Annotated in this window: 13 protein-coding genes and 1 pseudogene; 12 read left to right on the top strand and 2 right to left on the bottom strand. The window is 41.5% G+C overall.

Annotated features, from left to right (window positions below):
* Nucleotides 1-254: 254 nt before the first annotated feature.
* The 11 genes from ADH54_RS09585 (at nt 255) to ADH54_RS09535 (ending at nt 9116) form a co-directional block, all read left to right on the top strand.
* Nucleotides 255-656: a Spx/MgsR family RNA polymerase-binding regulatory protein gene (locus ADH54_RS09585; protein ID WP_000631259.1), complete on the top strand. Its 402-nt coding sequence runs from the start codon at nt 255-257 to the stop codon at nt 654-656.
* The gene (locus ADH54_RS09580; protein WP_049524931.1) at nt 656-934 is read left to right on the top strand and encodes a UPF0223 family protein; all 279 of its coding nucleotides are present in this window, start codon (nt 656-658) and stop codon (nt 932-934) included. Before ADH54_RS09585 ends, ADH54_RS09580 begins: the two co-directional genes overlap by 1 nt.
* Complete coding sequence (locus ADH54_RS09575; protein ID WP_049524930.1) at nt 924-1697, top strand: inositol monophosphatase family protein; 774 nt, start codon at nt 924-926, stop codon at nt 1695-1697. Before ADH54_RS09580 ends, ADH54_RS09575 begins: the two co-directional genes overlap by 11 nt.
* On the top strand, nt 1698-3002 hold the full coding sequence (locus ADH54_RS09570; RefSeq protein WP_049524929.1) for an RsmF rRNA methyltransferase first C-terminal domain-containing protein: 1305 nt from the start codon (nt 1698-1700) through the stop codon (nt 3000-3002). It abuts the gene before it with no gap.
* A 220-nt stretch (nt 3003-3222) separates the two neighbouring features.
* Nucleotides 3223-4101 (top strand): phosphate ABC transporter substrate-binding protein PstS family protein, encoded by an 879-nt coding sequence (locus ADH54_RS09565; protein ID WP_049524928.1) that lies wholly within the window; start codon nt 3223-3225, stop codon nt 4099-4101.
* Entirely contained in the window at nt 4101-5018 is a 918-nt protein-coding gene (gene pstC, locus ADH54_RS09560; RefSeq protein ID WP_001070903.1) for a phosphate ABC transporter permease subunit PstC, read from the top strand. Before ADH54_RS09565 ends, pstC begins: the two co-directional genes overlap by 1 nt.
* A complete protein-coding gene (gene pstA, locus ADH54_RS09555) occupies nt 5008-5892 on the top strand; it encodes a phosphate ABC transporter permease PstA (protein WP_049524927.1) in 885 nt (294 codons plus the stop codon). Before pstC ends, pstA begins: the two co-directional genes overlap by 11 nt.
* Before the next feature lie 10 nt (nt 5893-5902).
* Nucleotides 5903-6706, top strand: coding sequence for a phosphate ABC transporter ATP-binding protein PstB (gene pstB / locus ADH54_RS09550; RefSeq protein WP_000049848.1), 804 nt, complete (start codon nt 5903-5905; stop codon nt 6704-6706).
* Between the two features lie 12 nt (nt 6707-6718).
* A complete protein-coding gene (pstB, locus tag ADH54_RS09545) occupies nt 6719-7477 on the top strand; it encodes a phosphate ABC transporter ATP-binding protein PstB (RefSeq protein WP_049524925.1) in 759 nt (252 codons plus the stop codon).
* An 11-nt stretch (nt 7478-7488) separates the two neighbouring features.
* Nucleotides 7489-8142, top strand: a complete 654-nt coding sequence (phoU, locus tag ADH54_RS09540) for a phosphate signaling complex protein PhoU (RefSeq protein WP_000946460.1) — start codon at nt 7489-7491, stop codon at nt 8140-8142.
* Between the two features lie 158 nt (nt 8143-8300).
* Nucleotides 8301-9116: an ABC transporter substrate-binding protein gene (locus tag ADH54_RS09535; protein WP_049524924.1), complete on the top strand. Its 816-nt coding sequence runs from the start codon at nt 8301-8303 to the stop codon at nt 9114-9116.
* 19 nt (nt 9117-9135) lie between these two features.
* Here the strand turns inward: ADH54_RS09535 and ADH54_RS09530 are convergent, their stop codons facing one another.
* Nucleotides 9136-10407 carry a PLP-dependent aminotransferase family protein gene (locus tag ADH54_RS09530; protein WP_049524923.1) on the bottom strand — a complete coding sequence of 424 codons (1272 nt, stop codon included), beginning with the start codon at nt 10405-10407 and terminating at the stop codon, nt 9136-9138.
* 574 nt (nt 10408-10981) lie between these two features.
* Between ADH54_RS09530 and ADH54_RS11575 the strand changes: the two genes are divergently transcribed.
* The gene (locus ADH54_RS11575; protein ID WP_000248566.1) at nt 10982-11323 is read left to right on the top strand and encodes a hypothetical protein; all 342 of its coding nucleotides are present in this window, start codon (nt 10982-10984) and stop codon (nt 11321-11323) included.
* Nucleotides 11324-11686: 363 nt separating this feature from the next.
* On the opposite strand, the pseudogene ADH54_RS12295 reads toward ADH54_RS11575, so the two are convergent.
* Nucleotides 11687-11913: pseudogene (locus ADH54_RS12295) on the bottom strand (hypothetical protein); the annotation flags it as partial.

Genomic DNA, 11913 nt, shown 5'->3' with positions numbered 1-11913 from the left:
CTCAATGAAAATCAAAGAGCAAACTAGGAAACTAGCCGCAGGCTGTACTTGAGTACGGCAAGGAGACGTTGACGCGGTTTGAATTTGATTTTCGAAGAGTATAAGAGTGAATTAACTAAATCTACATTGCCTCAATCGTTCGCAAACAGTCTATTTTTCTTGAAAAAATAGGCTTTTTTTCTAAAAATCCCTAGTCAAGCGCTTTATTTTTTTGTATAATAGAAGTAGCAAAGTATAGATAAGAAGAGAAAAGCATGATTACACTATTTCTATCACCGAGCTGTACATCATGTCGTAAGGCGAAGGCCTGGTTAGAGAAACATAAGGTACCTTTTGTGGAACACAATATTATGACCAGTCCTTTAACAAGAAAAGAATTGCAACACATCCTTTCCTTGACCGAAAATGGTACTGATGACATCATTTCAACTCGTTCAAAAATTTTTCAAAAATTGAATATTGATGTAGAGAGTATTTCGGTATCGGAGTTGCTTCATTTAATTGAGCAGTACCCTAGTCTTTTGCGTCGCCCAATTATTATCGATGCCAAACGTATGCAGATTGGTTTTAATGAAGATGAGATTCGTGCTTTTCTCCCTCGTAGTTACCGTAAGCAAGAGCTAAAAGAAGCAAGAATGAGAGCTGGTATTAGTTAATGAACAAACAGTATAGTTACCCACTAGATTTGTCGTGGAGCACTGAAGAACTTGCTTCAGTGCTTTCTTTTTTTAATGATGTTGAAGCTGCCTATGAAGACAAGGTAGAGGCTAAAAAGCTACTGGATTCCTATAAGGGATTCAAATTGGTTGTGCCAAGCAAGAGCGAAGAGAAACGTTTGGGACGAGAATTTGAAACGGTTAGTGGCTATTCGCTTTACCGAGCAGTTCATGCTGCCAAGGAAAAAGGGGAAGGAAAGATTTCTCTTGGAAAGTAAGTTTGAATTTGCTAAAGAGCTAATTAAGAAAGCGGGCCAGTATATCCTTGACCACATGCAGGAAGACTTGCAGGTTGAGACCAAGTCCTCTCCGACAGATTTGGTGACCAGACTGGACAAGGAAGTTCAGGAGCTCTTGGTTAGTGAGATTTTATCCCGTTATCCTGAGGATAAGATTTGCGCTGAAGAAGGTTGTCTGCGAGCTTCGGTTCAAGAGGGCAAGGTTTGGGTCATTGATCCGATTGATGGTACTAATAACTTTGTGGCCCAGCAGGAAGATTTTGCTGTTATGATGGCTTATTTTGAAAATGGTCAGGGACAGTTTGGCCTCATTTATGATGTGGTCAAAGGGGATTGTTACTATGGTGGTGGTAAGTTTCCAGTCTGTCGAAATAATAAGCCCCTAGCTCCCTTTAAAGCAAAACCACTTGGAGATTTTCTCATTGCAGGAAATAGTGGTATGTTGGAAAACAATGAATGGGGCTTGGCTGATTTGAGTCGAGCGGTCCTCGGTGTCCGTGTCTATGGGAGTGCGGCTATTAGTTTTGCCAAGATTTTGTCAGGGCGTTTGTTGACTTATGTCACTTATCTGCAACCATGGGATTATGCTGCCGCTAGTATTTTAGGGGAAAGTCTGGGCTATCGGATTGTGACTCTTTCTGGTGAAACTCCTAATTTTCAAACCAGACAGCCGGTCATGCTGCTACCTATTGAGATGCAGGAGGAAATTCAGTCCTATATTTACGAAAGGAAAAGAACTTAAATGCAATTTCCAGAAGGATTTGTTGAAAAATATGAAGAGATACTAGGAGATGAGGCAAGAGATTTTCTTGCCTCTTTTGAGGAGGAAGCGGTTTCGGCCTTTCGGGTTAATCCTTTAAAAGAAGCTCCAGTTTCCTTTCCTGATGCTATTCCTCAAACCCCTTGGGGCCACTATGGGAAGGTTTCAGGGAAATCGCCTGAACATGCTACAGGTTTGGTCTATTCGCAAGAACCCGCTGCCCAGATGGTTGCTCAGGTAGCCCAACCTAGTCCTGGAATGAAAGTCTTGGACTTGGCAGCTGCACCGGGTGGAAAATCAACTCAGCTAGCAGCCTATCTAGCAGGGGAGGGTCTCCTTGTTTCCAATGAAATTTCAAGCAAACGGGCTAAGATTTTAGTAGAAAACATGGAGCGATTTGGAGCGACAAATGTTGTGGTGACCAATGAATCTGCTGACCGCTTGGCCAAGGTCTTTAAAGGCTATTTTGACCTCATTGTCCTTGATGCCCCTTGCTCGGGGGAAGGGATGTTTCGTAAGCAACCAGATGCTATGGACTATTGGAGCTTAGATTATCCGAGTCAATGTGCAAGTTTGCAAAGAGAAATTCTGGAAGATGCAGTAACCATGCTAGCTGAAGGTGGTCGCTTGGTTTATTCAACCTGTACCTGGGCACCCGAGGAAAACGAAGAGATTGTCAATTGGCTACTAAAAGAGTATGATTTTGATTTGTTGCCAGTAGAGCATATCAATGGAATGGTAGCTGGTATTGACCTGCCAGAAACGGCTCGGATGTATCCTCATCATTTTAAGGGAGAGGGGCAGTTTGTCGCTCATTTACAATTTAAAGGTGAAAATCTAGCACCTAAACGTAAGGCAAGTAAGAGCAATCTCAGCCGAGAACAAGTTACTTTGTGGCAGGAATTTGCACAAAAACATTTGCAGGTCAATCTAAGGGGAATCTTGCAGACTTTTGGGGACCAACTCTATCTCTTGCCCGAATTCTTGCCAGATTTAGGGAAACTCAAGATTGCTCGCAATGGCCTGCATCTAGGGACCTTTAAGAAGAAACGCTTTGAGCCTAGTTTTGCTCTTGGTCTAGCCTTGAAACCGAGTCAGGTCAAGCAGTCAGTTGAAATTGCCCAAGAGGAGTTTGTAAAGTATGCGGCTGGAGAAACCGTTCAGCTGGCGGAAAGTCTGCCAAATGGTTGGTACCAAGTTTTGGTTCAAGGAAATGGTTTGGGCTTTGCTAAGGTGACGGGAAATGTTTTGAAAAATTATTTTCCAAAAGGACTCAGATTCAAGTGAAAATGCTAGTCAAAGTAGCTTGTCTATGTTATAGTGGAAGTATGGATTTTTTTCAAATTGTCTTTCATTTTAAGTCAAAATTGGTGGAGAAGGCAACTGAGTGAATTTCTAGTAAAACCAAGCTAGCAACGTCAGTTAGCTCCCAATTTTCAAAAGAAAAATATAAATAAATAGTTGAAAAAATTCACAGCATTCACCATTATTTTCAAGGAGAAAAACAGTGAAAAAAAGGAAAAAACTCGCTCTATCCCTTGCAGCTCTTTTGCTAGCAGGATCTTTGGCGGGATGTGCTAGCTGGATTGATCGTGGAGAATCCATGACAGCTGTTGGCTCAACGGCTCTTCAGCCCTTGGTCGAAGCAGCAGCAGATGAATTTGGCTCTCTGCACGTTGGAAAAACAGTCAACGTCCAAGGTGGAGGATCTGGTACAGGTCTGTCTCAGGTTCAATCTGGAGCCGTTGATGTAGGAAATTCAGACGTATTTGCCGAGGAAAAAGACGGTATCAACGCATCCGCTCTAGTGGATCACAAGGTAGCCGTAGCGGGCTTGGCAGTCATTGTAAACAAAGAAGTTGACGTTGAAAATCTGACAACCGAGCAACTTCGTAGCATCTTCACAGGTCAAGTGACCAACTGGAAAGAAGTCGGTGGGAAAGATCTAGCCATTTCTATTATCAACCGTGCGGCAAGTTCTGGTTCGCGTGCGACCTTTGACAGTGTTGTCATGGATGGCCAATCTGCCGTGCAGAGTCAGGAACAAGATTCAAACGGGATGGTCAAAAACATTGTTTCCCAGACACCAGGAGCCATTTCTTACCTAGCTTTTGCCTATGTGGATGACTCGGTGAAACGCATGAAGTTGAATGGCTATGAGCCGATTGCAGAAAATGTTACAACCAATAACTGGCCTTTGTGGTCCTATGAACACATGTACACCCTAGGTCAGCCAAATGAATTGGTGGCAGAATTCCTCAACTTTGTCCTCTCAGATGAAGCGCAAAGTGGAATCGTTAAGGGAATGGGCTATATTTCTGTTAAGGAAATGAAGGTTGAAAAAGATGCTGTAGGAACGGTGACAGCACTAGAAGGGAGTCACTAATGAATCAAGAAGAATTAGCTAAAAAATTACTTTCTCCCTCAAAGAACTCTCGTCTAGAGAAATTAGGAAAAGGCTTGACCTTTGCCTGTCTGTCTTTGATTGTCATCATTGTGGCCATGATTTTGATTTTCGTAGCCCAAAAAGGCTTGTCGACCTTCTTTGTCAATGGGGTCAATATCTTTGATTTCCTCTTTGGCCAAACTTGGAATCCTTCAGGTAAACAATTTGGTGCCCTTCCTATGATTTTGGGATCCTTTATTGTCACAATCCTGTCAGCCCTTATCGCAACTCCTTTTGCCATTGGTGCGGCAGTCTTTATGACCGAAGTCTCACCAAAGGGTGCGAGAATCTTGCAACCAGCTATTGAATTGCTGGTCGGAATTCCTTCCGTCGTGTATGGATTTATCGGTTTGCAGGTCGTAGTTCCCTTTGTCCGTAGTGTCTTTGGTGGAACTGGTTTTGGGATTTTGTCAGGAATTTTCGTTCTCTTTGTCATGATTTTACCGACGGTAACCTTTATGACAACCGATAGCTTGCGTGCGGTGCCTCGTCACTACCGCGAAGCCAGTTTGGCTATGGGAGCCACTCGTTGGCAAACCATCTGGCGCGTGACTTTGAAGGCGGCGCGTTCAGGGATTTTCACCGCTGTTGTCTTTGGGATGGCGCGTGCCTTTGGTGAGGCCTTGGCCATTCAGATGGTGGTCGGAAACTCAGCCGTAGTCCCAACTTCATTGACAACACCTGCTGCGACCTTGACCTCTGTTTTGACCATGGGTATCGGAAATACCGTTATGGGAACAGTTGATAATAACGTTCTCTGGTCCTTGGCCTTAGTCTTGCTCTTGATGAGTTTGGCCTTTAACAGTGTGATTAAATTGATTACGAAAGAAAGAGGAAAGAAAAACTATGCACGCTAAGAAATTAGATAAAATTGCAACAGCTGTCCTCTACTCAATTGCAGGAATTATCGTTGCCATCTTGGCATCCTTGATTCTTTATATCTTGGTTCGTGGTTTGCCCCACATCTCTTGGTCTTTCTTGACTGGCAAATCATCTTCTTACCAAGCAGGCGGAGGGATTGGAATTCAGCTCTATAATTCCTTCTTCCTTTTGGTCATCACCTTGATTATCTCTGTTCCTTTATCTATGGGAGCTGGGATTTTCCTAGCTGAATATGCTAAAAAAGGTCCTGTGACCAATTTTGTCAGAACCTGTATTGAAATCTTGTCTTCACTGCCATCAGTGGTTGTAGGTCTCTTTGGTTACTTGATCTTTGTAGTTCAGTTTGAGTATGGATTTTCAATCATTTCAGGTGCCTTGGCCTTGACAGTCTTTAACTTACCTCAGATGACTCGAAATGTTGAGGACAGTTTGAAACATGTTCACCATACGCAACGTGAAGCTGGTCTGGCCCTTGGGATTTCACGTTGGGAGACTGTTGTCCATGTGGTCATTCCAGAAGCCCTTCCAGGTATTGTGACGGGGGTTGTCTTGGCCTCTGGTCGTATCTTTGGTGAGGCTGCGGCTCTTATCTATACAGCAGGACAATCCGCTCCAGCCCTTGACTGGTATAACTGGAATATTCTCAGTGTGACTAGTCCAATCTCTATCTTCCGTCAAGCAGAAACCTTGGCTGTCCACATCTGGAAAGTCAATAGTGAAGGGACCATTCCAGATGGAACTATCGTATCAGCAGGTTCTGCGGCCGTGCTCCTCATCTTTATCCTCATCTTTAACTTTGGAGCTCGTAAACTCGGAAGCTACCTACATAAGAAATTAACCGCTGCCTAAAGGAGAAGCCATGTCAAAATATAATTGGGATGAAAAGCATATCATCACCTTTCCTGAAGAGAAAGTGGCCCTCTCTACTAAGGATTTACATGTTTACTACGGTAAAAATGAATCCATCAAGGGCATCGATATGCAATTTGAAAAAAATAAAATTACAGCCTTAATTGGCCCTTCTGGTTCAGGGAAATCAACCTACCTCCGCAGTCTCAATCGTATGAATGATACCATTGATATTGCCAAGGTCACAGGTCAAATTCTCTATCAAGGGATTGATGTCAACCGCCCAGAAATCAACGTTTATGAAATGCGTAAGCACATTGGAATGGTCTTCCAACGCCCAAATCCCTTTGCCAAGTCTATCTATCGCAATATCACTTTTGCCCATGAACGTGCAGGGGTTAAGGACAAGCAAGTCTTGGATGAAATTGTAGAAACCTCCCTTCGTCAAGCTGCCCTTTGGGACCAGGTCAAAGATGATTTGCACAAGTCAGCCTTGACCCTATCAGGTGGTCAGCAGCAACGTCTCTGTATCGCTCGTGCTATTTCGGTTAAACCAGATATTCTCTTGATGGATGAGCCGGCGTCAGCCTTGGATCCGATTGCGACTGCTCAACTTGAAGAAACCATGCTGGAGTTGAAGAAGGACTTTACCATTATCATCGTGACCCACAGTATGCAACAGGCTGCGCGTGCTAGTGACTACACAGGATTTTTCTATTTGGGTGACTTGATTGAGTACGATAAGACCTCTAATATTTTCCAAAATGCCAAACTACAGTCAACCAATGACTACGTAACAGGACACTTTGGATAGAAAGGAAACAGTATGACAGAAGCGATTTTACAGGTGTCAGACCTGTCCGTTTACTACAATCAAAAAAAGGCCTTGAATAGTGTTTCCCTCTCTTTCCAACCTAAGGAAATTACAGCTTTGATCGGTCCATCTGGATCAGGGAAATCAACCCTCCTCAAGGCTATTAACCGCATGGGTGACCTCAATTCAGAGGTGACCACAACTGGTTCAGTGGTTTACAACGGTCACAATATCTACAGCCCACGTACAGATACAGTTGAATTGCGTAAGGAAATCGGAATGGTTTTCCAACAACCAAACCCCTTCCCTATGTCTATCTACGAAAATGTTGTTTACGGACTTCGTATCAATGGAGTGAAGGATAAGCAGGTTCTGGATGAAGCGGTAGAAAAAGCCTTGCAGCGTGCTTCTATCTGGGATGAGGTCAAGGATCGCCTGCATGATTCAGCTATCGGGCTTTCAGGTGGACAACAGCAACGTGTCTGCGTTGCCCGTGTCTTGGCAACCAGTCCTAAAATCATTCTCTTGGATGAACCGACTTCAGCCTTGGACCCTATCTCGGCTGGTAAGATTGAGGAAACCTTGTATGGTCTAAAAGATAAGTACACCATGCTCTTGGTTACGCGTTCTATGCAACAAGCCTCTCGTATCTCTGACAAGACAGGATTTTTCCTAGATGGAGATTTGATCGAGTTTAATGATACCAAGAAGATGTTCCTAAACCCACAACACAAGGAAACAGAAGATTATATTTCAGGAAAATTTGGATAAGGAGATAAATGATGTTACGTTCTCAATTTGAGGAAGATTTAGAGAAATTGCACAACCAGTTCTATGCTATGGGACAAGAAGTGCTATCCCAAATCAATCGTACAGTGCGTGCCTTTGTTACGCATGACCGTGATTTGGCCAAGGAAGTCATCGAAGACGATGCAGAAGTAAACGAATACGAAGTGAAATTGGAGAAGAAATCATTTGAAATGATTGCCCTCCAACAACCGGTTTCTCAGGACTTGCGTACAGTTCTAACAGTCTTGAAGGCTGTATCGGACTTGGAACGTATGGGGGACCATGCCGTTTCCATTGCAAGAGCAGCAATTCGCATGAAGGGGGAGCAACGTATCCCAGCTGTTGAAGAAGAAATTAAGAGAATGGGTCGCGATGTCAAGAACTTCGTTGAAGCAGCCCTTGAACTCTATCTCAATGGTTCAGTTGACCAGGCCTATGAAGTAGCAGCTATGGATGAAAAAATCAACCATTACTTTGATAGCATTCGTGACTTGGCTACAGAAGAAATCAAGAAAAATCCAGATGCCATCGTTACAGGTCGTGATTACTTCCAAGTGATTGCCTTCTTGGAACGTATTGGAGACTATGCTAAAAATATCTGTGAATGGGTTGTTTACTTTGAAACAGGTAAGATTGTCGAACTATAAAATAGATTCATTCTGTATAAAAAGGAGCTTGAAATCAACTGATAGCTCCTTTTCTTGAATGAAAAAAATATTTTCAAGATAAAAATTCAAAAAAGTGCTTGACAAGCAGCTTGAATAGCGTTATAATTATACAAAATCAACAGAGAGGTTGTTTATTTATGAAATCAAAAAAATGGATATTTGTTTTATGTAGTTTTCTTGCAAGTTTCTTCTTGGTAGCTTGCCAGTCGGGTTCTAATGGTTCTCAGTCAGCTGTTGAGGCCATTAAGCAAAAGGGGAAATTAGTTGTGGCGACAAGTCCTGACTATGCACCCTTTGAATTCCAATCCTTAGTTGATGGAAAAAACCAGATAGTCGGTGCGGACATTGATATGGCTCAGGCTATCGCTGATGAACTTGGGGTTAAGTTGGAAATTTCAAGCATGAGTTTTGACAATGTTTTGACTAGTCTTCAAACTGGTAAGGCTGACCTAGCAGTTGCAGGAATTAGCGCTACTGACGAGAGAAAAGAAGTCTTTGATTTTTCAATCCCTTACTATGAGAACAAGATTAGTTTCTTGGTTCGTAAGGCTGATGTGGAAAAATACAAGGATTTAACTAGCCTAGAAAGTGCTAATATTGCAGCCCAAAAAGGGACTGTTCCAGAATCAATGGTCAAGGAACAATTGCCAAAAGCTCAATTAACTTCCCTAACCAATATGGGTGAAGCAGTCAATGAATTACAGGCTGGAAAAGTAGATGCTGTTCACATGGATGAGCCTGTTGCGCTTAGTTATGCTGCTAAAAATGCCGATCTAGCTGTCGCAACTGTCAGCTTGAAGATGAAGGATGGCGAAGCTAATGCAGTTGCCCTTAGAAAAAATAGTGCTGATTTGAAAGAAGTGGTGGACAAGGTCATCCAAAAACTCAAGGATGACGGTACCTACCAAAAATATCTTGAAAAAGCGGCAACCCTAACAGAAGTTGAAGAATAAGAAAAAGCAGAGTTGGAAGTCATTCCAATTCTGCTTTTAAATAATTTAAAACCTTTTCTAGATTTTCTAAGGACACCTTGGCAAATTGATAAGGGCAGGTGCTTAAATAGGCCTCTTCAAAGAAGTCCAATTTCAGCTGACTGTGTTTGAGACTGGCGATTTTAGGATACTGTCTCAGGTCTAGTAATAAACCATCGTGTAGGGGATAATGAGGAAGGGGACAAGGAGTGTTAGCTAGTCTTTCCTCGATTTGTTTTTGATAGTTTTCCTGATTGGATAAGCGAGCAAGACGGTTTTTCTCAAACAATTGACTGTCAATATAGAGTGACAGGGCCTTTTGCATAATGAGGTTGCTGTCGTAATCTAGGATATTTTTGTAGGCCACAAAGGCTTCTTTGATAGCATTTGGCAGAATGAGTGCCGTAATCCGCAGAGCTGGAAAGAGGCTGGTTGAGAAGGACTTGATGTAAATGACCCGCTCCTCTGTATCCAGATAGTGGAAGGTCTGGCCTTTTTTAGAGTCCAAATCACCCAGATAGTCGTCCTCTACGATATAGACTCCATATTTGGCAGCTAAGTCAAGAATAGCTCGTTTGTCCTGCTCTGAATAGGAATGTCCCAGAGGATGGTGAAATCGAGGAATGGTATAGAAAAACTTAATCTTTCCTGTTTTGAAGTGGCCTTCCAGTTCCTCCAAGTCAATCCCATCAATGCCTCGTTTGATCGTTTGATAGTCCAGACCTTGAGCAATCAAGAGGCGATTCATCCGATGATAGGTCGGCTGTTCTACCAAGATTTCCTTGGATTGGCTAGGGAAGGAAATTTGAGAGAGAATAAACAAGGCTTGTTGGGTTCCAGAAGTCAATACCAACTGATCTGCCTTGCAGTAGAGAGCTTGGTCAAAGAGGAGTTTATGAATGGATTGTCTTAAGTCTTCTAATCCTTCTTGGTTGTCATAGTAGTTGAAGAGGTAGTTTTCCCGGCCAACCAAGGTTTCATTGACACAGAGTCGGAAATCGTCATAGGCGCTGGCGTGTTCGTCCGTAACCTCAATTTCTAGGTCTTGATGTTGCCCTTGTTCTAGGACATAGTAGCCACTCTGGGGCTTGGCATAGAGGTATTGTTCGTGCCGTAATTCCAGTAGGGCGCGTTGAATAGTGTCCTTGCTACAGTGAAAGTCAAGGCTCAGTTGACGGATAGAAGGCAGGCGACTTCCCGTTGGAAAACGTCCAGATTCGATACCGTTTTTCAGATAGGAAACAACCTCTTGGTACTTGCTTAGTTTCTTCATTCCAGACCTCCCTTGATTTTGTTACATTGTACCCTTTTTTTTCTTTCTTGGCAATGTCTAGGGTGTTTCTCTCGTTCACATCTAGTGACAAATGTGGTATACTCCCATTTTTAATACTTTTTTGAAATCAAAGAGCAATCAAATGCAGATGTGACAGTTTTTCGTACCCTTTTTTGTCTTTAAAACAAAATGTGTATTTTTATCTGGGGGTGATTTGTTTTAAAAAGTTTTCATGCTAATTTTCCCTTATTACTTGCACATATTTTTAGGAAAATGCTTGAAACCGATTTCTTATTGTGGTATAATAGAATTGAAAAATAAAAGTATACGAATAACTTGTTAGAAAGGAGTTTTAAATCAGAAAATTAAGTTATTTTATCAGTAATATATATATTTGTGACTTGAAGGAGTGTTTTTTATGAAATTTTAAAAAACTGTAACTTCAGCTCTTGTTGTATTATCACTATTTTCTGTTATGTCTCCTTCTATAGCTTCTGTTAGAGTATTTGCTGATGATGTAACTACCACGGAAGTTTCTGAAATTAGTACCCAAGAACAAAAATAAATAGATGATGTGGTCAATGTTCTTGAACAAATGTTTAGAAATGGAGTTAATGAAAAAAATTTTACTGAATATGTTTATAAAAACTTTTCTCAAAAAGATATTGCTCTTGCGGAAAATGAATTAGAAACTAATATTAACAATCCCTATGACAGAGTCCCTTGGGATGAGATGGGAGGATGTATAGCGGGAAAAATACGAGAAGATTTTTTTGCTATGACCAATGTTTCGCTAATTGTTAAGTATGCGCAGAAAAGGGCTTGGTTAGAATTAGCTAAAGTGGTACTAAGATTTGTTAAAGCTAATAGGCTTAAAACAAATATTTATATCATTGCTGGTCAATTGGCTTTTTAGGGAATTCAATGTGGTATGTAATAATGCGTGATAAAAACTTTTTAATAAAAGATGGGATTATTAGCTTTTTGATTGGATTTGTATATGCATATTTAGTGTTACAAAAATTTATCCTTTGGAAAATCCTTTTGTTTGCATTTATTTTTGCAATTATTAATACAATATTTATGTTTACTAGGAACAAAAAATAAATAATGATTTAGTTAAATAAAAAGCGACCCCTAGGGAAGTGTGTTCCTTAGGGGTTGTTGTGCTAGTTCAAGTTTTGTTTCTGTCAAAATCTCAGACTACCCGTTGGAAAACGTCCAGACTCGATACCGTTTTTCAGATAGGAAACAACCTCTTGGTACTTGCTTTGTTTCTTCATTCCAGATCTCCCTTGATTTTGTTACATTGTACCCTTTTTTTCCCTTCTTGGCAATGTCTAAAGTGTTTCTCTCGTTCACATCTAGGGGCAAATGTGGTATACTTAGGAGTAAGATTTATAGAATAATACTCTTCGAAAATCTCTTCAAACCACGTCAGCTTCGCCTTGCCGTAGATATGGTTACTGACTTCGTCAGTTCTATCCACAACCTCAAAACAGTGTT

Source organism: Streptococcus pseudopneumoniae (genome assembly GCF_001072315.1).
In the GTDB taxonomy this organism is placed as follows: Bacteria; Bacillota; Bacilli; order Lactobacillales; family Streptococcaceae; genus Streptococcus; species Streptococcus pseudopneumoniae_R.
This window is presented reverse-complemented; position numbering and strand designations above follow the sequence as displayed.

What these genes read in the sequence shown, in the direction of transcription:
- ADH54_RS09585 (WP_000631259.1), top strand. Translation starts at nt 255, where the DNA reads ATGATTACACTATTTCTATCACCGAGCTGTACATCATGTCGTAAGGCG.
- ADH54_RS09580 (WP_049524931.1), top strand. Translation starts at nt 656, where the DNA reads ATGAACAAACAGTATAGTTACCCACTAGATTTGTCGTGGAGCACTGAA.
- ADH54_RS09570 (WP_049524929.1), top strand. Translation starts at nt 1,698, where the DNA reads ATGCAATTTCCAGAAGGATTTGTTGAAAAATATGAAGAGATACTAGGA.
- pstC (WP_001070903.1), top strand. Translation starts at nt 4,101, where the DNA reads ATGAATCAAGAAGAATTAGCTAAAAAATTACTTTCTCCCTCAAAGAAC.
- pstA (WP_049524927.1), top strand. Translation starts at nt 5,008, where the DNA reads ATGCACGCTAAGAAATTAGATAAAATTGCAACAGCTGTCCTCTACTCA.
- pstB (WP_000049848.1), top strand. Translation starts at nt 5,903, where the DNA reads ATGTCAAAATATAATTGGGATGAAAAGCATATCATCACCTTTCCTGAA.
- pstB (WP_049524925.1), top strand. Translation starts at nt 6,719, where the DNA reads ATGACAGAAGCGATTTTACAGGTGTCAGACCTGTCCGTTTACTACAAT.
- phoU (WP_000946460.1), top strand. Translation starts at nt 7,489, where the DNA reads ATGTTACGTTCTCAATTTGAGGAAGATTTAGAGAAATTGCACAACCAG.
- ADH54_RS09535 (WP_049524924.1), top strand. Translation starts at nt 8,301, where the DNA reads ATGAAATCAAAAAAATGGATATTTGTTTTATGTAGTTTTCTTGCAAGT.
- ADH54_RS09530 (WP_049524923.1), bottom strand. Translation starts at nt 10,407, where the DNA reads ATGAAGAAACTAAGCAAGTACCAAGAGGTTGTTTCCTATCTGAAAAAC.